The organism is Ruegeria sp. HKCCA4812, from assembly GCF_013034245.1.
GTDB lineage: Bacteria > Pseudomonadota > Alphaproteobacteria > Rhodobacterales > Rhodobacteraceae > Ruegeria.
On sequence record NZ_WQFQ01000010.1, the window covers coordinates 31,488 to 51,470 of the forward strand.

Annotated in this window: 23 protein-coding genes; 14 read left to right on the forward strand and 9 right to left on the reverse strand. The window is 57.7% G+C overall.

The window, feature by feature from the left end; translation table 11 throughout:
* Window positions 1–47: 47 nt before the first annotated feature.
* The 4 genes from GOW04_RS19655 to GOW04_RS19670 are packed head-to-tail and all read left to right on the forward strand — an operon-like array spanning window position 48 to window position 4,178.
* Window positions 48–1,175, forward strand: coding sequence for an ABC transporter ATP-binding protein (locus GOW04_RS19655; protein WP_171233728.1), 1,128 nt, complete (start codon window positions 48–50; stop codon window positions 1,173–1,175).
* The gene (locus tag GOW04_RS19660) at window positions 1,175–2,065 is read left to right on the forward strand and encodes an ABC transporter permease subunit (protein WP_152459301.1); all 891 of its coding nucleotides are present in this window, start codon (window positions 1,175–1,177) and stop codon (window positions 2,063–2,065) included. The genes GOW04_RS19655 and GOW04_RS19660 overlap by 1 nt, the downstream gene beginning before the upstream one ends.
* Window positions 2,062–2,880: an ABC transporter permease gene (locus GOW04_RS19665; protein WP_152459300.1), complete on the forward strand. Its 819-nt coding sequence runs from the start codon at window positions 2,062–2,064 to the stop codon at window positions 2,878–2,880. Before GOW04_RS19660 ends, GOW04_RS19665 begins: the two co-directional genes overlap by 4 nt.
* On the forward strand, window positions 2,877–4,178 hold the full coding sequence (locus GOW04_RS19670) for an FAD-binding oxidoreductase (protein ID WP_171233729.1): 1,302 nt from the start codon (window positions 2,877–2,879) through the stop codon (window positions 4,176–4,178). Before GOW04_RS19665 ends, GOW04_RS19670 begins: the two co-directional genes overlap by 4 nt.
* Before the next feature lie 9 nt (window positions 4,179–4,187).
* Here GOW04_RS19670 and GOW04_RS19675 read toward each other — a convergent pair whose 3' ends face one another.
* The 3 genes from GOW04_RS19675 to GOW04_RS19685 are packed head-to-tail and all read right to left on the reverse strand — an operon-like array spanning window position 4,188 to window position 6,997.
* On the reverse strand, window positions 4,188–5,054 hold the full coding sequence (locus GOW04_RS19675; protein WP_171233730.1) for a phosphotransferase: 867 nt from the start codon (window positions 5,052–5,054) through the stop codon (window positions 4,188–4,190).
* Window positions 5,055–5,107: 53 nt separating this feature from the next.
* Window positions 5,108–5,770: a flagellar hook capping FlgD N-terminal domain-containing protein gene (locus tag GOW04_RS19680; protein ID WP_171233731.1), complete on the reverse strand. Its 663-nt coding sequence runs from the start codon at window positions 5,768–5,770 to the stop codon at window positions 5,108–5,110.
* 3 nt (window positions 5,771–5,773) lie between these two features.
* Window positions 5,774–6,997, reverse strand: coding sequence for a flagellar hook-length control protein FliK (locus GOW04_RS19685; RefSeq protein ID WP_171233732.1), 1,224 nt, complete (start codon window positions 6,995–6,997; stop codon window positions 5,774–5,776).
* Window positions 6,998–7,107: 110 nt separating this feature from the next.
* On the opposite strand from GOW04_RS19685, the gene GOW04_RS19690 reads away from it, so the two are divergent.
* Together GOW04_RS19690 and GOW04_RS19695 are read left to right on the forward strand one after the other, a co-directional pair.
* The gene (locus GOW04_RS19690) at window positions 7,108–7,383 is read left to right on the forward strand and encodes a rod-binding protein (protein ID WP_171233733.1); all 276 of its coding nucleotides are present in this window, start codon (window positions 7,108–7,110) and stop codon (window positions 7,381–7,383) included.
* Window positions 7,373–7,732 carry a flagellar biosynthesis protein FlgN gene (locus tag GOW04_RS19695; RefSeq protein WP_171233734.1) on the forward strand — a complete coding sequence of 120 codons (360 nt, stop codon included), beginning with the start codon at window positions 7,373–7,375 and terminating at the stop codon, window positions 7,730–7,732. Before GOW04_RS19690 ends, GOW04_RS19695 begins: the two co-directional genes overlap by 11 nt.
* A 91-nt stretch (window positions 7,733–7,823) precedes the next feature.
* On the opposite strand, the gene GOW04_RS22180 is transcribed toward GOW04_RS19695, so the two are convergent.
* Window positions 7,824–7,952 (reverse strand): hypothetical protein, encoded by a 129-nt coding sequence (locus GOW04_RS22180; protein ID WP_256367488.1) that lies wholly within the window; start codon window positions 7,950–7,952, stop codon window positions 7,824–7,826.
* Between GOW04_RS22180 and GOW04_RS19700 the strand changes: the two genes are divergently transcribed.
* The 4 genes from GOW04_RS19700 to GOW04_RS19715 all read left to right on the forward strand — a co-directional run bounded on the left by GOW04_RS19700 (window position 7,942) and on the right by GOW04_RS19715 (window position 10,797).
* Window positions 7,942–9,153 (forward strand): flagellin, encoded by a 1,212-nt coding sequence (locus tag GOW04_RS19700; protein ID WP_171119936.1) that lies wholly within the window; start codon window positions 7,942–7,944, stop codon window positions 9,151–9,153. The genes GOW04_RS22180 and GOW04_RS19700 overlap by 11 nt on opposite strands.
* A gap of 77 nt (window positions 9,154–9,230) precedes the next feature.
* Window positions 9,231–9,605: a flagellar biosynthesis regulator FlaF gene (flaF, locus tag GOW04_RS19705; protein ID WP_170345565.1), complete on the forward strand. Its 375-nt coding sequence runs from the start codon at window positions 9,231–9,233 to the stop codon at window positions 9,603–9,605.
* Window positions 9,605–10,006, forward strand: a complete 402-nt coding sequence (flbT, locus tag GOW04_RS19710; protein WP_152459291.1) for a flagellar biosynthesis repressor FlbT — start codon at window positions 9,605–9,607, stop codon at window positions 10,004–10,006. The genes flaF and flbT overlap by 1 nt, the downstream gene beginning before the upstream one ends.
* The gene (locus GOW04_RS19715; RefSeq protein ID WP_171233735.1) at window positions 10,003–10,797 is read left to right on the forward strand and encodes a DUF1217 domain-containing protein; all 795 of its coding nucleotides are present in this window, start codon (window positions 10,003–10,005) and stop codon (window positions 10,795–10,797) included. The genes flbT and GOW04_RS19715 overlap by 4 nt, the downstream gene beginning before the upstream one ends.
* Before the next feature lie 100 nt (window positions 10,798–10,897).
* Here GOW04_RS19715 and GOW04_RS19720 read toward each other — a convergent pair whose 3' ends face one another.
* The 3 genes from GOW04_RS19720 to GOW04_RS19730 all read right to left on the reverse strand — a co-directional run bounded on the left by GOW04_RS19720 (window position 10,898) and on the right by GOW04_RS19730 (window position 13,539).
* The gene (locus tag GOW04_RS19720; RefSeq protein WP_171233736.1) at window positions 10,898–12,472 is read right to left on the reverse strand and encodes a DUF427 domain-containing protein; all 1,575 of its coding nucleotides are present in this window, start codon (window positions 12,470–12,472) and stop codon (window positions 10,898–10,900) included.
* A gap of 106 nt (window positions 12,473–12,578) precedes the next feature.
* Window positions 12,579–13,280, reverse strand: a complete 702-nt coding sequence (locus tag GOW04_RS19725) for a helix-turn-helix domain-containing protein (RefSeq protein WP_152459288.1) — start codon at window positions 13,278–13,280, stop codon at window positions 12,579–12,581.
* Window positions 13,252–13,539 (reverse strand): hypothetical protein, encoded by a 288-nt coding sequence (locus tag GOW04_RS19730; RefSeq protein WP_171119933.1) that lies wholly within the window; start codon window positions 13,537–13,539, stop codon window positions 13,252–13,254. Before GOW04_RS19730 ends, GOW04_RS19725 begins: the two co-directional genes overlap by 29 nt.
* A 176-nt stretch (window positions 13,540–13,715) precedes the next feature.
* On the opposite strand from GOW04_RS19730, the gene GOW04_RS19735 reads away from it, so the two are divergent.
* The 4 genes from GOW04_RS19735 (at window position 13,716) to GOW04_RS19750 (ending at window position 17,633) form a co-directional block, all read left to right on the forward strand.
* Entirely contained in the window at window positions 13,716–14,174 is a 459-nt protein-coding gene (locus GOW04_RS19735) for a hypothetical protein (protein ID WP_171233737.1), read from the forward strand.
* 110 nt (window positions 14,175–14,284) lie between these two features.
* A complete protein-coding gene (locus GOW04_RS19740; RefSeq protein ID WP_171233738.1) occupies window positions 14,285–14,902 on the forward strand; it encodes a ribonuclease HII in 618 nt (205 codons plus the stop codon).
* 107 nt (window positions 14,903–15,009) lie between these two features.
* Complete coding sequence (locus tag GOW04_RS19745; protein ID WP_171233739.1) at window positions 15,010–16,110, forward strand: site-specific DNA-methyltransferase; 1,101 nt, start codon at window positions 15,010–15,012, stop codon at window positions 16,108–16,110.
* A gap of 140 nt (window positions 16,111–16,250) precedes the next feature.
* Entirely contained in the window at window positions 16,251–17,633 is a 1,383-nt protein-coding gene (locus tag GOW04_RS19750; protein ID WP_171233740.1) for an adenylate/guanylate cyclase domain-containing protein, read from the forward strand.
* Between the two features lie 79 nt (window positions 17,634–17,712).
* On the opposite strand, the gene GOW04_RS19755 is transcribed toward GOW04_RS19750, so the two are convergent.
* Both GOW04_RS19755 and mutY read right to left on the reverse strand, forming a co-directional pair.
* Window positions 17,713–18,849, reverse strand: coding sequence for an alkane 1-monooxygenase (locus GOW04_RS19755; protein ID WP_171233741.1), 1,137 nt, complete (start codon window positions 18,847–18,849; stop codon window positions 17,713–17,715).
* Window positions 18,850–18,910: 61 nt separating this feature from the next.
* Window positions 18,911–19,966, reverse strand: a complete 1,056-nt coding sequence (mutY, locus tag GOW04_RS19760; protein ID WP_171233742.1) for an A/G-specific adenine glycosylase — start codon at window positions 19,964–19,966, stop codon at window positions 18,911–18,913.
* Window positions 19,967–19,983: the final 17 nt, after the last annotated feature.

Consider the following 19,983-nt stretch of genomic DNA (forward strand, 5'->3'; position numbering starts at 1 on the left):
GATCGCCCCGCCGCACTATTGTCCAAACTGACTATGCGGGGGCTGCTTTGAGTTCTGACGTTTTTGCGCCGTGGAATGACCCACAGGCGAAACCCTTGATCCAGTTCCAGAACGTGACCAAGCGCTTTGGCGAGTTCACGGCGATCGACAACCTGTCTCTGGATATTTTCGAACGTGAGTTTTTTGCCCTACTCGGCCCTTCAGGGTGCGGCAAAACAACGATGATGCGGATGCTGGCCGGGTTCGAGACCCCGACCGAAGGCCACATCTTGCTGGGCGGGCAGGATATCGACCCCATCCCGCCGAACAAGCGGGCCGTGAACATGATGTTCCAGTCCTATGCCCTGTTCCCGCATCTGAGTGTCTGGGAAAACATCGCTTTCGGTCTGCGCCGAGACAACATGCCCAAGCACGATCTGGAAGACCGGGTCGAAGAGATGCTGCGCCTGACCCGGCTGGAACAGTTCGCCCGTCGCAAACCGCATCAGATCTCGGGCGGTCAGAGGCAGCGCGTCGCACTGGCGCGTTCGTTGGCCAAAGCGCCCAAGCTTCTGCTGCTGGATGAACCGCTGGGGGCGTTGGACAAGAAGCTGCGTCAGGATACCCAGTTCGAATTGATGGATATCCAGGAAAAGACCGGCACCACCTTTGTCATCGTCACCCATGATCAGGAAGAGGCGATGACAGTCGCCACCCGCGTCGCGGTGATGGATCAGGGCCAGTTAAAGCAAGTGGCCACCCCGGATCGGATCTATGAAAACCCTGAATCTGTTTATGTCGCTGACTTCATCGGAGATGTGAACATCATCGAAGGCCGCGCGACACCATCCGGAGAGGACGCCTATCAGATCGATTGGGCCGAAGGTCAGGCCCCGTTCACGGCATCTTCGCCTGTCGGTTTCTCAGACGGTCAGCCCTGCCATCTGGCGATCCGCCCCGAGAAAGTGACGATCTCTGCCGAACGGCCCGTCGATGCGGTCAACGCCGTGCAGGGCAAGGTTCACGACATTGCCTATCTGGGCAATCTGTCCACCTATCACGTTGAATTGGCAAACGGCACAATCATCAAGGCGCAGACGGCCAATACCCGCCGCATCTCGCGCCGTTCTTTCACCTGGGAAGACCCGGTCTGGCTGTCCTGGACAGCCACGGCTGCGGTTCTGCTGGCCAACTGATGCGCCGCGCCGTTCTGATCGCCATTCCTTACGTCTGGCTGTTGGCCCTGTTTCTGGTGCCGTTCTTCATCGTTCTGAAGATTTCGCTGTCGGATACCGCGCTTGCCATCCCGCCTTATACTCCGACTTTGGACCTGTCTGCCGGTTGGGCGGGAATCAAAGAGTTCTTCAGCCAGCTTGATCTGGAGAATTATGTCTGGCTGACCGAGGACGACCTGTATTGGAAAGCCTACCTGTCCAGCGTCAAGATCGCTTTGATTTCGACCTTCCTGACACTGCTGGTGGGCTATCCCATTGCCTACGGCATGGCCCGCGCGCCTCAGGAATGGCGACCGACACTGATGATGCTGGTCATCCTGCCCTTCTGGACTTCGTTCCTGATCCGGGTTTACGCTTGGATGGGCATTCTGTCGAACGAAGGGTACCTCAACCAGATCTTGCTGTGGACCGGGATCATCTCGACGCCGCTGACGATCCTGAACACGTCAACTGCCGTCTATATCGGCATCGTCTACACCTATCTGCCTTTCATGATCCTGCCGATCTATTCTGCGTTGGAACGGTTGGACGGATCATTGATCGAAGCGGCCGAGGATCTGGGGTGTTCCCGTTTGCAGGCCTTCTGGCTGGTGACCATCCCGCTGTCCAAACCCGGCATCATTGCAGGGTGTTTCCTGGTGATGATCCCCGTGATCGGTGAATTCGTGATCCCATCCCTTCTGGGTGGTTCCGGTACGCTGATGATCGGCAAGGTTCTGTGGGAAGAGTTCTTTTCGAACCGTGACTGGCCGGTGGCAAGTGCGGTGGCCATCGTGCTGCTGCTGATCCTCGTCATTCCCATCGTGCTGTTCCAGCGCAACCAGCAGAAACAGGCGGAGGCCGAGGGATGAACAGATTGAGCTGGTTCAACACGGTTTCGCTGACGCTGGGTTTTGCGTTTCTGTACATCCCGATGATCATCCTGATCGTCTTCAGCTTCAACGAAAGCAAGCTGGTCACGGTCTGGGCCGGGTTTTCGACGAAATGGTACGGAGAGCTGCTGCGGAACGAAGCGTTCCTTGATGCTGCCTGGGTCACGATCCGGGTCGCGGTCTTTTCGTCGACGCTGGCGACAATTCTAGGAACGGCCGCCGCTTATGTACTGGTCCGCAGCGGGCGTTTCTTTGGCCGGACACTGTTTTCCGGCATGATCTATGCACCGTTGGTCATGCCCGAAGTGATCACCGGCCTGTCGCTGCTTTTGCTATTTATCGGCATCGGCCTGGATCGGGGTATTCTGACCATCGTTCTGGCGCATACGACCTTTTCGATGTGTTTCGTTTCCGTTGTCGTATCCTCGCGCCTCATCACCTTTGACCGGTCGCTGGAAGAGGCTGCGCTGGACCTTGGGTGTTCGCCCGCGCAAGCCTTCCGTCTTGTCACCCTGCCGATCATCGCACCTGCGGTAATCTCGGGCTGGTTGCTGGCCTTCACCTTGTCACTTGATGATCTGGTGATTGCATCCTTCACTTCGGGGCCGTCGGCAACGACATTGCCGATCAAGATATTCTCGGCCGTGCGCCTTGGCGTCAGCCCGGAAATCAACGCGTTGTCGACGATCATGATCGCTGTGGTGACGGTCGGGGTAATCACGGCCTCGCTTGTGACCAAACGCGCGATGGTACGTCAGCAGCAGGATGAAATGGCCGCAGCGCGCACCGAATGAAGCGGATTTTTCCAGACTACGCCTATGGCAGCGAACCTCGCGACGGCTGTTGGTGGGACGAAACTGTTGCCAGCCCGGATTGGCCAGAGTTCCAGGGTGACATGCATGTGGATGTGGCCATCATTGGCGGCGGATTTACAGGCGTTTCGGCTGCTCTGCATTTGGCTGAAAATGCTTCGGTTGCGGTGTTCGAAGCCGGCGCACCGGGGTGGGGTGCCTCGGGCCGGAATGGCGGGTTTTGCTGTCTAGGCGGGTCAAAACTTGGCCACGCATCCATGCAGCGCCGATTTGGCCGCGATGCCGCTTTGGACTATGCGGCAGCGGAACAGGACGCGGTCCGACTGGTCGCCGATCTGTTGGAACAGCATCAGATCGATGCGGATACCCACTCCAGCGGGGAAACCCAGCTGGCGCATTCCAGGCGGGCGATGGACATGCTGCGCCGCAATGCCGACGAGGCGGGAACCCTGCACGAAGCCAGAGACCTGCCCGCGAAGGGCATGGGTGGCGCGTTTCATGGTGGATACACTTCGCCGGTTGGTTTCGGGTTGAATCCCCGCAAATACCTGTTCGGGATTGCCCGAGCCGCCGAAGCAATGGGCGCGCATCTGTTCCGGAATTCCCCGGTTCTGAGCGTTGAAAAAACGGCGTCCGGCTTTGTGTTGCAAACGCAGAGCGGGACAGTCAAAGCGCAGGCTGTGTTGGTGTGTACCAACGGCTATTCCAGCGAGGATATCCCGGCCTGGATGTCCGGACGATACATGCCTGCTCAGTCGACCGTCATGGTAACGCGACCCCTTGGTCGAACCGAGCAGATGGCACAGGGATGGACATCGGATCAGATGTGCTATGATACGCGCAATCTGTTGCACTATTTCCGCCTGATGCCGGACGGGCGCTTTCTGTTTGGTATGAGGGGCGGCCTGCGGTCATCGGCCGAGGCTGAAGCAGCCATTCGGCGAAAGGTTCAGCAGGATTTCAAACATATGTTTCCTGCTTGGTCGACGGTCGAGGTCACTCATATCTGGTCCGGTTTGGTGTGCCTGTCGCGGGCCCTGACACCTTTTGTCGGCCCCGTTCCGGATCAACCGGGGATGTTTGCCGGTTTTGCATATCACGGCAATGGCGTCGCCATGGGCACGTATTGCGGTCGAGCATTGGCGCGGTTGGTTCTGGGGCAGGACGCCAGGCTGCCGGTCGTGATGATGCAAACACCGGGTCGGTTTCCTTTGGGTCGCTGGCGCCGTGTGCTCATGCCGCCAGCCTACGCCATGCTGGCGCTGGCCGACCTGCGATGAGGCGGGGCGTTACAGAATTGCGGTTTCCAAGTTCAACCCTGTCGCGTAATCGGGCGCACCATTTTCAGCGCGCCAGAGGCAATACGTCGCCATGCGCCACGCATACCATGGCCTGAGTTGTTCATAGCGCGCGACGATTTCGGGCCTGCCGTAGGCCGAAAGAAACTGGTCTTCCTCTTTCTTCGACAGCGGTGAGCCTCGGTAAAGCTGCTGCATTGCAGGCGACAAAAACAGCGCAAGGTCTTCGCAGGGATCGCCCTGGGCCGGGCATTGCCAGTCGATCAAGGTCAGACCACCGGTCGCCACCAGGATATTGCCTGCCACGGGGTCGCCATGGATCAGGCACGGCTGTTGCGTGGGTGCGACCGAATTTGATGGTTGCAAATCAGCGAGTTTGTCGCGCCCGTTTGACGTACAGCCTTGCAGAATTCTTTTTCCATGAGCGCGCAAGTCTGCGCTGCCATTGCATCCGGCTGGCGCCTGGACGACAATGGGCAGGGTATGAAGCTTGCGCAGCAAGGCGCCAACCTGTGCTGAATCCTGCCGCCAGGGGGCTCCGGGGGCGTGGTCGTAAAACACCCAACGGGCTTCTTTGTATTGCCCTGTGGCCCGCAGCCTTGGCACGAAGCCCGTGGTGCCAAGCGCCTTCAGGCATTGGGCCTCCAACTCAGCATCATTGCGAAACAAAGGATTGCGCAATATCGTGCTGTAGAGTTTCAGGACTTTGTCACTGTCGCGGCCCTTGACCTTCCACACCTTGTTGGTGCGCCCGCCGTACAAGGTCTCGAACCGAGGATGCGCGTTGACCAATCCTTGCGCGTGAAGATGGTCAACCAGATCACGAGGGGGGGCAGGCAGGTCGGGCAGAGGTTCCATCACTTCTTATGGCGAGTCGATTTGCCAAGGTTTGGCCCGTCCCGCCCGACAGATCAAGCACCAGTTCGGACTGCGGTGACCTGAGTTGCGGGAATCACTTGACCGCCCTGCAAGGTCAGCAAAACAGCATCGTCGCAAACCTGTGCTTCGACAACGCGATTGTAGGCGGCGACAGGTTTTTCAGAGAGCAACTTGTCGCCTTTGTAGCTTTCCAGGGTTGCGCTGTAGTTGCCTGATGCCAATGGATTGCCTGAGGAACCCACTCCGGCCCAAACAAACTCCTCGGTTGTCGTGGGTACGATGACGTTATCGATTACCGTGCCATCACTGTCGCGGATCACCAATTCCGTCGCGTCCGCATCAGGGTCGGCCTGGGCAAACAATGTCACGGGCTGGCCGTCAAAGTGAAAAGCTGACGTCGAACGGACGTCCATGCCCACCCAGCTTGCAAGCTCGTTCAGTTTCGTGCCGCCCAATGCGTTGGCCAGGTTGGACAAGAGGTCATTGGTCTGGACTTGTTGCTCGACCATCGAGAACTGCGCCAACTGAGACGCATATTCGGTCGAATCCATCGGCTCCAACGGATCCTGATTCTTTGCCTGCGCCGTTAGCATCAGCAAGAATGTCTCAAAGTCCGACGTAATCGCGGATTTCTGAGATGCCCCGGCCTTTTGTTGATCCGTAACGTGCTGCGTGGTGTTGACAGGCGTAATCATTGGTCAAAACCTCATGTCGATGCCCCGGCCCGAGGCCGAATACTGTGGATGGGAAGTTGTGTGATCGATCCGTTCGTGCGGCGCAGCTTCTGAATGTGAAGGGGATTGTGTGTCAGCGTCGTTTGCGTCCTTTTGATGTGCGCCAGAACCCCAAGAGGTTCCCAGATCAAAGCTCAGATCCCCATAACCCAGCTTCTGAAACTCTTCTGTCAGAACGGACAAATGACGCCGCATTAAATCGAGGGTTTCCGGGCGCTCGGTCGCAATGGTGATTTGCAGGCCGTCCTCCCGGCCGTTCAGAACAATGGATACACGTCCAAGCTCTTCCGGGTTCAGCGCTATTTCCGTTGCTCCTGATCCGATACGAGTCTGGACAGCTGCCGACAGCTGACCAGCGATCGCCCGGGCGATTTCCGCTCGGGCGGCAGTGGACGGAGCCGCGAGTTGAGGCACGGACTCACGCGAGGTCAGCGGCAAAGGTTCCTCTCTGGCGGCAGGCAGGGCCTCAGCATCGACTACGGGTGCCACGGGTTCGGCTTCAACGGCAGTTGCCATCAGCTGAAGCTGCGCCACCGAGGGCGCCCGGTCAGGCGCTGACGGTTTGGGCGTCAGAATGTTCACTTCGGGCAAAAGCTTCTTTTCAGGGCCCAGCGGGAGGGGGACGGCCCCCGTTTGTTCGACCGTGCCTTTGGGCTTTGCAAGCTGATCAAACATCTGAACGATTTCGGTCATGGCTGTCACTTGCACAGGCTGGGGCGTCGGACCCTGCACCTTCTGCGAGAGCGCCGGAACCGGGGAAGGCGTGTCGCTTTGTGTGGGCAAACCTTTTGGTACCGATACCGGTGGTTGATCCGGTGTTTCAGAGGGTGCTTGATTTACCTCCGCCATCTGAACCGGCGCCACCTTTACCTTGTCCAAGTCCGGGGTTTCCAGGAATGCAGAATGGGGTTGCTGTTCGCCTATGTGTTCTGAAATCGGGGTGGGATGGGCCGTTGCAGATGCCTCGGCCGATGTCTCCGGCACAGGTTCGGGCTCTGCTTCGACACTTTTCAGCTTGGCATTGATGGCAGCGTTTTCGCCTTCTGGGTGGCCGGTGGCACCAACCTCTTGCCCGAGGACGTCCTGAAAGCTCTCCGAGCCAGTGTTTTGGCCCGGAGTCTTACGCGATGTGACGGCTTTCTCAGGCGTGGTCGGCGTTGCGTTCGCCAGCGTTATGGGGTTGGGCATTTTGCTCCGGCTCCGTGTGACTGGTCGGAACACTGCCTGTAGGAAGTTACGTTTATTTTAACCGCTTTCACCTTTGATCGAGAAAGTTCGAAGCAAATTCGGAGAATGCCATGAAGGTTTCCACCTTTCCTCACGTATCTCAATCACAGTCACCCCAGACCCGGCTGAAAAACGCCGCCATAGAGCTTGAGGCCGCGTTTCTGGCCGAAATGCTGAAATCCGCCGGGTTGGGAAAGACCGGTCAGTCCTTTGGCGGTGGCGCCGGTGAGGATCAGTTTTCTTCGATGCTTGTTCAACATCAGGCGCAGCAACTGGCCCGGTCCGGCGGCGTGGGCCTTTCCGAAATTCTGTTCAAGTCACTGATGGAGAAAACCGATGACGTCTAAGGCCGACAAAGCGTTGATCAAGTCTTTGGAAGAAGTCCTGGATTTGGAACGTGCCGCGCTTGTGCAGGGGGATCTGGACCGTTTGTCCAGCATGGTGCCTGAAAAAGAAAAGCTGATCGGGGCAATCAATGATCTTCAGGTGCTGGAAAGTGAGGCACTGATTCGCGTTCAACAGAAAGCCGAGCGCAATCAGGCGCTGCTGAACAGCGCGGCTGAAGGCATCCGGGCGGTCGCCAGCCGAATGGCTGAATTGCGGCGCGTTCGGCAGGAGTTCAGCACCTATGGTGCAGACGGACAGCGAAGTGAATTCGCGGTGCGCGGCACGGCAAAGCTGGAAAAGCGGGCATAGGCAGAAGTTTGATTCAAATCCGAAATTTCTGGGCCGGGCGCTTTAGCACTCCGTTAGGGGATCGAGTTCAAAAGTGGTGTTGCACCTGAGATCAACAGGTGGCGCGAACGGCCACGCGGCGCGTCGCACAGGTCAGAAAGACACCAATGCCCGCAAATAGTGCGGGGTGAACATGGGCAAAATGGCCCGAACGGAAAAGGATGAAAGCTATGTCCAGCATTCTGACAAACAATGGCGCGATGGTTGCGCTGCAAACTCTCAAGTCGGTCAACAAAAACCTGGCGATGACCCAGAACGCAATCTCGACCGGCAAGGACGTCGCGACGGCCAAGGACAACTCGGCAGTATGGGCGATTTCCAAAGTGATGGAGTCGGACGTCAAAGGTTTCAACGCCATCAAGGACAGTCTCGCGCTTGGGGAATCGACCGTTGCCGTTGCGCGGAATGCTGCGGAGACCGTCACTGATCTGCTGACCCAGATGAAAGGCAAGATCGTCGCGGCGCAGGAAGACAACGTTGACCGCGGCAAAATCAATGATGATGTGACTGCACTGAAAGATCAGATCGCGTCCGTTGTCAGTGCGGCGCAGTTCAATGGTCTGAACTTGGTTGACGGCTCTGCCGGTTCCGCTTCGATCCTTGCATCGCTGGATCGTGACAACACAGGTGCTGTGACCTCGTCGTCCATCACCGTTGCCGGGCAGAACCTGTCGACCGGTGGTTATGTCACCAAGCAGGTTTTTGACGGTTCGACCGGCGCATCGACAGGCAACGATCGCGTCGGCGCAACCATCGATAACGGCGCAACCGCCGCAACCGCGCTGGTCACCGACGAATCCAGCGGTGTTTTTGCCGCCGGGGACAAGGTTGTCGTCGCGATCAACGATCAGGTCGTATCCTATACCGTGTCTGCCGAAGACGCTGCCGCGACAACAACCGGTGATCTGGTTGCCGTTGGGTTGAAATCGAAGATTGAAGAGCTTGGGATTACCGGTCTGACCGTCGATTATGACTCGGGTACAGCCGGAACCTTGTCTGTCACCAACGGTACGGGCTCGGACATTTCGTTTTCGGCTCAATTCGTGAACGCCGGTGCAGGTGGTCTGGGCGCGCTGGCCGGCATTGATGTTTCGACCGGTGCGGGTGCGACCGCTGCCCTGGCCGCCGTTGAGTCGCTGATCGATACTTCGATCGACGCGTCGGCTGCTTTCGGTTCCTCTCAAAGCCGGATCGAAACTCAGAAAGAGTTCATCTCGAACCTGTCCGACTCGTTCAAGTCAGGCATCGGGTCGCTGGTCGACGCGGACATGGAAGAGACTTCGGCACGGTTGCAGGCGCTTCAGGTTCAGCAACAGTTGGCGACACAGTCGCTTTCGATCGCCAATCAGGCACCGCAGTCGATTCTGTCGCTGTTCCGCTAATTCGCGAAATCGGTTGGGGCGCGGTCTTCGCGCCCCATCAATGACTGCCTGATGACGGCCCTTTGGAAGGATTTCAAGTGACACCGCAAACCCTAGCCCATCAAACCTATGCGCAAACCGCCGCGCCGACTCGGACGCCTCGAGACACGGAATACGAAGCGATTTCAAGGATCACACGGCGCTTGAAGGCAGCAACGGCACAAAAGGCAACGGATTTTTCGGGCTTTGTACAGGCCGTGCACGAAAACCGGCGGCTATGGGGGGTGCTCGCCACCGGCGTTGCCGATTCCGAGAATGCCCTGCCCAACGACCTGAGAGCCAGGATCTTCTACCTTGCCGAATTCACCGAACAACACAGCAGCCGCGTTCTGGGAGACGGCGCAACCGTTGAACCGTTGGTGGAAATCAACACGGCTGTATTGCGCGGATTGCGCCAGATGAGGGCAACTTGATGAGTGGTCTGGTCCTGAAGCTTGCCCCGAAAGAAAGGGTTCTGATCAACGGGGTCGTGATTGAGAACGGCGATCGCCGCGGCCGGTTTTCGATCATGACGCCACAGGCAAATGTACTTCGACTGCGGGATGCGATTCATCCGGATGAGGTGAATACGCCGGTGCGCCGCGTCTGTTATGCTGCGCAGCTTGTATTGTCGGGGGACATCGAACCTGGCCAAGCACGTCAGCAATTGTTGCGCCGCGTGGAAGAGCTGAGCCAGGTTTTTACGGATGCAGATAGCCGTCGGGTCTTGGCCGAAGCCACGGATGCCCTGGTTGCAGAGCATTATTACAAGTGCCTCAAATCGCTTCGCTCGCTTCTGCCGCGCGAAGAGCGGCTGATGGCTTACCAGCAATGAAATTCCAACCCGTCATCCCAAGCGGCGGAATCGTGGGCTGGCGGTTCCTGCAACGTACCTATGAAAGTCAGCTCCAGAGTTTTTCGTCGTCCGCTGCGAATGAAAGAGAGACAAAGTACTTTCTGGACAACATTGGGAAAATCCAATCCGCCGAAGAGCTGGTTTCGGATCGCAGGTTGTTGCAGGTCGCTTTGGGTGCGTTCGAGTTGGAAGGAGATTTGGACAACCGGTTTTTCATACGCAAAATCCTCGAGGATGGGACACAGGCGGATGACGCGTTGTCCAATCGATTGGCCGACAAGCGATACCGGGAATTTTCTGACGCCTTTGGGTTTGGTCCCGGTGCTGTCCGAAAAACCGCTCTGACGTCCGACATGGAGCAAATCGCCCAGGCCAATTTGACGGCCCGGTTTGAAATTGCCGTTGGCGAGTCGGATGAAACAATGCGTATTTCGCTCTATGCACAACGAGAGCTTTCGGATCTTGCCAACAGGACCTCAAGCGCAGACACAAAGTGGTTTAATCTTATGGGGCTGCCCCCTTTGCGCAGCATGATGGAAACGGCACTTGGACTGCCGTCATCCTTTGCGCAGCTGGACATTGACAAACAACTCGTCGAGTTCAAGGCTAGGTTGCTCAAACTGACCGGCTCGGAGGATCTGGCACAGTTTTCGAACCCAAAGTCCATCGAGAAACTGACCGACACCTATTTGGCCAGAAGTCAGATTGCGCAACTTCAGAACACGATCTCGCCGGCGCAGACCGCATTGATCTTGTTGGGGGCCGTTTGAGCAGAACGCCTCCGGATCGAAGTGGTCGGTGAAGCATGATCGCAAGGGCCTCACGCTGATCAAGGCAATGCGGTTTTCTTCAGAACTGCAACGAAAGGCCTCAACCGTTCAGAATCTCATCGGCTGCGGTTCGCAAAGCATATGATCTGACGGGTCGGGACACGTTGTGCAGATTGACGTCTCCCAGCGGTACAGCATTGGAACAGGCCGGTTCGATGTCTTCTGAAACGACAATGCGGTGCCCTTGCGACTTGCCGAACTCGCCCAAACGTGCGGCGACGTTTGCGGCCTGACCGATAACTGTGAAATCAAGCCGTTCGCGAGATCCCACATTGCCGTAGGTGACACGCCCATACGCGACGCCGATCGAACAGTCGCAATGCCTGTCCGTACCTTCTTTGCGCAGCTCTCCCAAAGTTTCGACGATTTTGATCGCCGAGCGCTGGGCATTGGTGCGGGCCGTACTGGCATCCTCGTCCGTTGCCGGGAAAACGGCCAGAACAGCGTCGCCAATGAACTTCAGGACTTCTCCGTTGTTGTCATGAACAATGCCCGAGACCGTTTCAAAGAACTCGTTAAGGAGATTGATATACTCGCCCCGGCCCAGCTTCTCTTCCAGGCTCGTTGAATTACGGAGGTCGCAGAACATGATGGCGGCGTCGATCTCATCCCCGTCACCCCTCCTGATTTCGCCGCCCAATACGCGCGCGCCGGTGCGTTTGCCGACATAGGTTTCCAGCAGGACCTGCGCGTTTTCGCGCTGCATGAACACTTCGTAGAAACGGGCGATTACCGAGGAACATTCAAAGACAAGGCCCAGATTTTCGGTGGTAAACCCGTCCGGGTGATCGCAGGTCAGCGTCAGAACATTGGTGCGCCCGTCGGAAAACGGCAAGGGCATGGCCACGTAATCTGTTGCGCCCTTGGCCCGCAGATCCTCCATGATCGGGAAGCTGTTTTGCGGGTTTTCATCATTCAACCTTTGCCGCACGCCACCCAGGCCGTTCGAGACATGCCGCAAGGGGCTGTTGATGAAAGCTGGGTGATCATAGATTTCGTATGTCGGAGCCCTAGTCAGAATCTCTTCTTCATCTTTTTCCCAGATATAGTGTTTTCCCGCGATCAGGGGGTGAAGGGACCAGGCCAGAATGCTCAGCCTTTGTATTGCGATGCCGTGCTCCAGCATCTTTTCGGCCAGCGCTTTGGTAAAGCTTTCGGGCGTTGCCGCGGTCGAAGCACCACGCATCAACCAATCGATCAGGGGGCCGCTGATGTTGCCGTCTTCTGGTTCGCGAAGGCGGTTGTCGCCCAGATCGATTTTCGTATAGGCACCGGGCACAAAGCCGATACAGCCTTGAATGGCCGCGCTTTCGGGCAGAGCCTCCTCATAGGCCCAGACAGAATTGGCCAGGTTTTCGGAACCCAGATTGATGTCGTGATATGTGGCAGTGCCTTTGAACGGACAGAATGTTTGCAGGTCTGTTTCTTCGCTCAGATCAACACAGACATCCGCGCGGGGAACATAGATCGTGGGCGGCAGGCGCGTTTCATACATGACCTTGGCATCTGTGCTTTCAGCCATAAGCACATCGTTGCGGTAAATGGCAATTCTGCCATTCAGCGATTCAACCGAGATTCCATACCCATTGATTTTTGGTGCGGCGTGGACGTTCATATGCGACCTCCCTTGCCTGGGTTTTTTCTAGAATGGGGCTTTGCATCCCACATTCCAAGAGGCGCAGAAGGGAAAAGTGCCAACGCATACGGTCATGCAGCAAGGCTCAGACCATTTGTATCACGTCTTTTTCGATGGACAGCATATACCCTTTTTTGGCGATGTTCTTGACCAGAAGTTCACTGACCATCTGGTTGCCAAGCGCATCCCGCAACCGTTTGATCCGCGTCGCGCCTGCGGCTTCGTCGCAATCGGCCTCATTGCGGCCGGAAATCATCGCCTCGATCTGGGCGCCGGACAAAACCTCATCATCCAGCCGGGATTCAGCCAAAACAGACAGGGTTTCCATGGCGGCGGGCGTGAGTTTGAAATCCATGTTGTTGAGGTAGACGGTGTTTTCCTCGCGGCTGATCAGCAACGAGGTCACCTGAATGCCGGTGCGTTCGATCTGCGCCATGCGTCGGTTCAGCAGTACCAGCATAACCAGAAAGACCAACGCCGAGGCCATCATGGCGCAGGCAAAAACCAGCAGCACATAGATCACCATCCGATAACTGGACAGGGTGTCGGCGAAGGCGGTGCCGGACTGGGCCAGAATTTCTAGCAACCGGATTTCGGTTTGCGAGGTCAGATCGGTCTCGATGAACAATCGCTCGACTCGCGCGTTGAATGCGTTGGCGTCCGGCAGGGTCCAGAACAGGAAAACGGCGGCGGTGATCAGAATGGCGACAATGGCTGCGACGCCCAGCACGACCAGACGGACCCCCGACCGGCGTGCGTCAGAAACGGAGATAGAATTTTCCGGCATTGCCTTTCCTCTGATCCAACCCTTCCGGCCCGAAAACGGACTGCACTTCAAGCAAGGTCCAGCCTGACGCGCTCAGGCGCTGGGCGATTTCTGCCTGGGCCTGGCCCTTGTCGCAGTTCGAGACCTGAATGACCCCATAGTGTAGACGCAGCGGGTTGTCTTTCTTGGCCTTGTAGTCCGCATAGCAATCCGCCGCAGACGCAGCAGAGCCAAGCGATATCAGGACCGCAAAGGTCAGAGAAGAGAGGATCTGTTTCATAGGCCGCATCCTGCGCATGAGTTGCCGCGATATTCAATAACTCAAGGGGTTTGCGGGCTCTGATATCCGATAACACCGGGCCGTTATTGCTTGTCTGGACCGGTCGCACCCAGTGTCAGGGCAATCATTACGCGCTCCGTCACACGGTCGCCCAAACACTATGAAGGACACGCATCATGCACAGGAAATTCATCGCTTTCATCGTTGCGACCGCGGTTGCAATAACCGGGGTTTCTGCGACTCAGGCACGGGCCGCGGACGCAAAGGACATTCTTGGCGGGCTGGCGGCCATCGCGCTCATCGGGGCCGGGGTTCACTATTACAACAAGGAAAAGAAAAAGGATCGGGCGACTCGCCATCAGACCTATACCCCGGCACCTTACACGCCGCAGCCGGTGCGCCCTCTGCCGCCGCGCGTGGCGCGCTACGATCTTCCCCAGCGCTGCCTGCGCACATTCAACGGGTATTCACAGGATCATCCGCTGCTTGGGCCGAAATGCCTCAAGAAGCACTACAAACATGCCAATAGCCTGCCGCAAGAGTGCAAAGTCGGTTTCTGGAATGGCCAAAAGGTCAAGCGGGCATACGAACCCGCGTGCCTGCGCCAGAAAGGATACCGTGTCGTTTACCAGTAACACCGGTTGAGCAGGAGCGGCGCCAAAGACGCGCCGCGTGAGAGAGGGCGGTGTGGGCTGCCCTCTCTTTTTTTCTTGCGGCGCTGTGTGAAACACGGTTTTCCAAAAGGATGACAAAACCAGATTTCGAACTTGAACAGGCGCTGCTGGACCGGGGCCATTGCCGTATCGCGGGTGTGGATGAGGTCGGGCGCGGCCCTTTGGCCGGCCCGGTCGTCGCGGCAGCGGTGATCCTGAACCCACAGGCCATCCCCAAAGGGTTGAATGATTCCAAGAAGCTGACGGCCAGACGTCGGGCCGCGCTGGATGCCGAGATCCGGCACAGCGCCGAGTTTGCCGTGGCCGAAGCCTCGGTCGCCGAGATTGACGAGATCAACATCCTCAGGGCATCGCATCTGGCGATGCTGCGCGCAGTCGAGGCACTGACACCGGCCCCCGATTTCCTGCTGATCGACGGGAACATGATTCCACGCGGCCTGAAAATCCCGTCGCAGGCCGTCGTGAAGGGGGACGCCCGATCGGTGTCGATTGCAGCCGCGTCGATCCTTGCGAAAAACTGGCGCGATCAGGTGATGGTGGATTTGGCGCAACAGCATCCGGGATATGGATGGGAAACCAACGCCGGTTATCCGTCAAAACAACACAAGGAAGCACTGCAAAATCTTGGCGTGACCCCACACCATAGACGTTCGTTCAAGCCGGTGCACAATATCTTGTATCAAGAGTAAATCGTAAGTCGCTGATTCAAAAAAGAAATTGACGCCGATTCGTCTTTGACTCATCCTTGTCTCAACCAAATGAGCGCAAAAGCGCCGTGGACACTTGAGGCAGTGATATGACGACAACCACCAAAAAGGGCGCAATAGCGCCCCCTTTAAACACGATTCTATCCGGGGACTGCATCGAAGTGATGAACAGTCTTCCCGAGGCATCCGTTGACCTGATTTTTGCGGATCCGCCCTATAATTTGCAGTTGAAAGGTCAGCTGCATCGCCCGGACAATTCTCAGGTGGATGCGGTGGATGATCACTGGGATCAGTTTTCCAGCTTTGGGGCCTATGACCAATTCACCCGCGCGTGGTTGAAGGCGGCGCACCGTCTGCTCAAGCCAAATGGTGCGATCTGGGTGATCGGCTCTTACCACAACATCTTCCGTGTGGGTTCGGCCTTGCAGGACGAGGGCTATTGGATTCTGAACGATGTGGTCTGGCGCAAGTCAAACCCGATGCCCAACTTCCGCGGCAAACGTTTTACCAACGCGCATGAGACGATGATCTGGGCATCCAAGCGCGAAGGGGCCAAGTACACCTTCAACTATGAGGCGCTGAAGGCCCTGAACGAAGGCGTGCAGATGCGCAGCGACTGGGTGCTGCCGATCTGCACCGGGCATGAACGCCTGAAGGATGAAAACGGTGACAAGGCACACCCGACGCAAAAGCCGGAATCACTGCTGCACCGTGTTCTGATCGGCTCGACCAACCCCGGGGACGTGGTGCTGGATCCGTTCTTCGGCACCGGAACGACCGGAGCCGTCGCCAAGATGTTGGGCCGCGAGTTCATTGGTATCGAACGCGAGGAAAGCTACCGCAAGGTGGCCGAGAAGCGCATTGCCAAGGTCCGCAAGTTCGACCGTGAGGCTCTGGAAGTCAGCGCCAGCAAGCGCGCCGAACCCCGCGTTCCCTTCGGCCAGCTGGTCGAGCGTGGGATGCTGCGCCCGGGCGAAGAACTTTATTCCATGAACCGGCGTCACAAGGCCAAAGTCCGGGCCGATGGCACATTGGTCGGTGACAACGTCAAAGGCTCGATCCATCAGGTGGGCGCCCATCTGGAAAATGCGCCGTCCTGCAATGGCTGGACCTATTGGTGCTTCAAGCGTGACGGCAAAACGGTTCCGATCGACGTTCTGCGCCAACAGATCCGGGCCGAGATGAACTGATACAAAGAACACCGCCGGTGCCTGTGGCCTGACACAAGGCACTACGCCTTGCCCCGCCGATCCTACGGCGGGGTCTTTTGTTTTCGGATCAACAGTGATTGCATGTTGTTGACCCTGACACTGCAAGAAAGATCACGGCCATGACCGAGACAACCGCGCAGCCCCGCCGCAGTCTGTTTTTCACGGAACCTGACACGTTCGATATGGACAACAAATACACCGAGGCCGCGTTGGAGCGGCACAAGCGAGAAGGGTTGGAACTGGCCGTCCGCGCGCGGTGGGTGGCGATGGCACTGACCGGGGTTCTTCTGGTTTTCCTGAACCCGCAACGGGAGGTGCTTTGGTATCACTTCATTCTGCTGCTGATCTGCGCCAACGGTTGGCTGATCCGCCGTTCCGGTCGGGTGGGGCAATCACGGGTCGAGCTTCTTTTGATCTTCGTGGATCTGCTGATCATGACCCTTGGAATGATCGTGCCCAACCCGTTCAGTGACGATGTCCGCCCTCTGGCCATGCAATACCGGTTTGACAACTTTCAGTACTTTTTCGTCATCCTGGCGGCTGGAACCTTGGCCTATTCCTGGCGTACGGTCATTGCCATCGGTTCGTGGACGGCATTGATGTGGACGATCGGTTGGATCGTCGCCTCTTGGGTGGCAACGCCGATTCCGGGGATCAGCGAAAAAGTTGCAGAGGCCTTGCAGGGCTATCCGGATGTTGCCGAGCTGTTGGATCCAAACAGTTTCATGGTCCCTCAACGTATCCAGCAAGTGATCGTATTCATAATGGTCGCGGTAACGCTGGGCATTTCGATGCGGCGTCTCAATCAATTGTTGATGAACAACGCGGGATTGGAACGGGAACGGGCCAACCTGTCGCGGTATTTCTCACCCAATGTGGTGGATGAGCTGAGCCAGAACGATGAGCCGCTGAAACAGGTCCGCAAAGAAGATGTGGCCGTTCTGTTCATCGATATCGTCGGGTTCACCAAATACGCCGCCGGGCGGGATCCCTATGAAGTGATCGAGGTTCTGCGCGGGTTTCATGCCCGTATGGAAACCGAGGTATTCCGGCACCACGGGACCTTGGACAAGTATCTGGGCGACGGTTTGATGGCGACCTTCGGCACTCCGGTGCCAACGCCCCTGGACGCGAGCAATGCCCTGGACTGCGCGCGTGCGATGGTGGGTGTGATCGACCGTTGGAATCTGGAACGTCGCAGGGTGGGAGAGCCCGAAATCCATGTCGGCGTTGGGGTGCATTACGGCTCGGTCGTACTTGGGGATATCGGTGCCAACCGGTTGGAATTCGCGGTGATTGGCGATGCGGTCAATGTGGCGGCTAAGCTTGAGGCACTGACGCGTGAATTCAAGGCGCGTATCGTTGTCAGCGATGCCGTGCGTTTGCGGGTTGAGGAAGAAAACCCGCAGGTGCGGGAGGTCATGGCCGGTTTTGTTGCCTGTCGTGACCAAACCGTGCGAGGGGTCGAGGCGCCGATGGATGTCTGGGTGATGAAAAGCTGAGGGCCTCCCGCCCGTCAGAACAGCATCGCAGATGCCGTGCTGACAGTTGGGCCAAGCAGCGCGCCTGTGCGCGCTGCGGTCACGATTTTGGCATGGGGTTCAAAGATTTGTTGTAGGGGTGCCAGTCGGTGATCTCGGGATAATAGTGGCGTCGCCACGCGCGAACGCGCGGGTTCATGACCCGCCGCCAAAGCGGCGGTATCATCGCGGCCACAGTCATGACGGGATAGCCATAGGGCAATTGCGGTGCCGTGTCCGACGCGTGATGTTGCAGCAGCGGAAACCGGCGATTGGGTTTGTAATGGTGGTCCGAATGGCGTTGAAGATTGATCAGCAACCAGTTCGAAGCTTTCTGCGAGGCATTCCAGGAATGGCGTGGCAGGACATGCTCGTACCGTCCCTCGCCCAGGTGTTTTCGGGTCAGGCCGTAATGCTCGACGTAATTGACCAGCTCGAGCTGCCATATTGCGACACCAGCCTGAAGCAGAAACAGCGCCACGCCGGACCATCCTCCGATCAGGCCGGCCAGTGCCAGCATCCCACCTTGCAGCGCCCAGTACCGCCAGAACGGGTTTGAACGATCTGTCCACGGTCTGTCGATACGGGCCAGCTTGTTGCGCTCGGCGCTGAAGGCCGAAACCCAGCATTGCCACAGAACGCGGGGATAGAAGCGATGGAAACCTTCGTTGTAGCGCGCCGTTACCGGATCGCGCGGGGTGCCAACATGGCGGTGGTGGACCAACAGGTGCTCGGACCGAAAATGAGAATACAGCACCATGGCAAGAAGGATGTCCCCCAGCCAGCGTTCCAAGCGGCTTTTCTGGTGCATCAACTCGTGGCTGTAATTGATCCCAATCGTGCCCGAAATGACGCCCATGCCAAAGAAGAGGCCGATTTTCTCAAGCGTTGACAGATGGGTGCCCTGGGTTGCGTACCAGATCAAACCAAAAAGGGTGACGAACTGGATCGGGGCCCAGAGTTTTGTCAGCAATATGTACCATTGCAGCGCCGTGTCCGGCGTCTCGGGGTAGGCGTTTTGAGTGTTGAGCCCGGTGATCCGGTCCAGCACTGCAAAAGCCCACCAGGTTGCGGCAGGAACCAGCAGCAGTGACCATCCACCGGTAGCAGCTGAAAACCAGACCAGCGGAATCAGCAGCAGCGACACCCAGAAAGGGGATGCAGATTGCCAGCGGGACAATGTGCCTGTTGCGATCATCTTTTCTGCTCCGACTTTACGGAGATATCCTAGCCATGGCCCGAAGACTTGCACAGCGGACTTATTGTCCTCGCCAAAGATCATAGGCCTTGCGCATCACGGTTGGCAGGTCGCCGGGCCTGAAGCTGTGTTTGTCTACAACTGTCAGATGTTCGGGTATGTCGTGATCGGCGGCATCTGTTGTCCAGATCCGCAAAATCAGGTGGAAATGCGTAAACGTATGGCGCACTTCGCCCGGCAACATCGTCCAATTCGCGGGGAATGGAGGCTGTTCGGCCGGGGCATCGTTCCACTCTGATCCGGGCCAGCCCAGCATTCCGCCCAGCAAACCTTTGTCAGGCCGGCGTTCCAGCACCATGGCCCCGTCTGCGCTTTGCGCAACATACACGTGCCCATAGCGCGTGGGTTTGGGCTTTTTGGGTGTTTTTCGTGGCAGGTCGGCTTGGGTGCCTGCGACGCGGCTCTGACAGGGGTCACGCAGGGGGCAAATGCCACATGCCGGCGACTTCGGCGTGCAGATGGTTGCCCCCAAATCCATGACGGCCTGCGCGTAATCGCCCGGACGTATGGCCGGGGTCAGGGCCGACGCCTTTTCCTTCAGCAGGGGTTTGGACCCGGGTAGCGGATCGTGAATGTCATGGAGCCGGGCCATGACACGCTCGACGTTTCCGTCCAGCACGGTTTCAGGCCGATCAAACGCTATGGCCGAGATCGCTGCGGCGGTATAGGGGCCTATGCCGGGTAGGTTCAGCAGCGCTTCTAAGCTGTCGGGAAACCGGCCATCGTAGTCCTGCGTGACGGCACGGGCGCATTTCAAAAGATTGCGGGCGCGGGCGTAATAGCCAAGCCCGGCCCATTCCCCCATGACCTGATCGTCGGGTGCGGCGGCCAGAGCCTGAACCGTGGGCCAGCGGGTGGTGAAGCGCAGGAAATAGTCGCGAACGGCGGCAACTGTAGTTTGCTGCAACATCACTTCGGACAGCCAGACCCGATAGGGGTCGGGGCGCATCCCGGCGGCGCGATCTGCCGGACCGATGCGCCATGGCATTTCGCGGGCGTGGCGGTCGTACCATTCCAGCAACGCATCACTGACGATGATTTCAGCAGAGTCACGCAAGTTTTATTCAACTCCCG

Bases quoted from the DNA above. Each gene is read 5' to 3' on its own strand.
- GOW04_RS19660 (WP_152459301.1), top strand. From the start codon at position 1,175: ATGCGCCGCGCCGTTCTGATCGCCATTCCTTACGTCTGGCTGTTGGCC.
- GOW04_RS19665 (WP_152459300.1), top strand. From the start codon at position 2,062: ATGAACAGATTGAGCTGGTTCAACACGGTTTCGCTGACGCTGGGTTTT.
- GOW04_RS19670 (WP_171233729.1), top strand. From the start codon at position 2,877: ATGAAGCGGATTTTTCCAGACTACGCCTATGGCAGCGAACCTCGCGAC.
- GOW04_RS19675 (WP_171233730.1), bottom strand. From the start codon at position 5,054: ATGGAACCTCTGCCCGACCTGCCTGCCCCCCCTCGTGATCTGGTTGAC.
- GOW04_RS19680 (WP_171233731.1), bottom strand. From the start codon at position 5,770: ATGATTACGCCTGTCAACACCACGCAGCACGTTACGGATCAACAAAAG.
- GOW04_RS19685 (WP_171233732.1), bottom strand. From the start codon at position 6,997: ATGCCCAACCCCATAACGCTGGCGAACGCAACGCCGACCACGCCTGAG.
- GOW04_RS19690 (WP_171233733.1), top strand. From the start codon at position 7,108: ATGAAGGTTTCCACCTTTCCTCACGTATCTCAATCACAGTCACCCCAG.
- GOW04_RS19695 (WP_171233734.1), top strand. From the start codon at position 7,373: ATGACGTCTAAGGCCGACAAAGCGTTGATCAAGTCTTTGGAAGAAGTC.
- GOW04_RS19700 (WP_171119936.1), top strand. From the start codon at position 7,942: ATGTCCAGCATTCTGACAAACAATGGCGCGATGGTTGCGCTGCAAACT.
- GOW04_RS22180 (WP_256367488.1), bottom strand. From the start codon at position 7,952: ATGCTGGACATAGCTTTCATCCTTTTCCGTTCGGGCCATTTTGCCCAT.
- flbT (WP_152459291.1), top strand. From the start codon at position 9,605: ATGAGTGGTCTGGTCCTGAAGCTTGCCCCGAAAGAAAGGGTTCTGATC.
- GOW04_RS19715 (WP_171233735.1), top strand. From the start codon at position 10,003: ATGAAATTCCAACCCGTCATCCCAAGCGGCGGAATCGTGGGCTGGCGG.
- GOW04_RS19720 (WP_171233736.1), bottom strand. From the start codon at position 12,472: ATGAACGTCCACGCCGCACCAAAAATCAATGGGTATGGAATCTCGGTT.
- GOW04_RS19725 (WP_152459288.1), bottom strand. From the start codon at position 13,280: ATGCCGGAAAATTCTATCTCCGTTTCTGACGCACGCCGGTCGGGGGTC.
- GOW04_RS19730 (WP_171119933.1), bottom strand. From the start codon at position 13,539: ATGAAACAGATCCTCTCTTCTCTGACCTTTGCGGTCCTGATATCGCTT.
- GOW04_RS19735 (WP_171233737.1), top strand. From the start codon at position 13,716: ATGCACAGGAAATTCATCGCTTTCATCGTTGCGACCGCGGTTGCAATA.
- GOW04_RS19740 (WP_171233738.1), top strand. From the start codon at position 14,285: ATGACAAAACCAGATTTCGAACTTGAACAGGCGCTGCTGGACCGGGGC.
- GOW04_RS19745 (WP_171233739.1), top strand. From the start codon at position 15,010: ATGACGACAACCACCAAAAAGGGCGCAATAGCGCCCCCTTTAAACACG.
- GOW04_RS19750 (WP_171233740.1), top strand. From the start codon at position 16,251: ATGACCGAGACAACCGCGCAGCCCCGCCGCAGTCTGTTTTTCACGGAA.
- GOW04_RS19755 (WP_171233741.1), bottom strand. From the start codon at position 18,849: ATGATCGCAACAGGCACATTGTCCCGCTGGCAATCTGCATCCCCTTTC.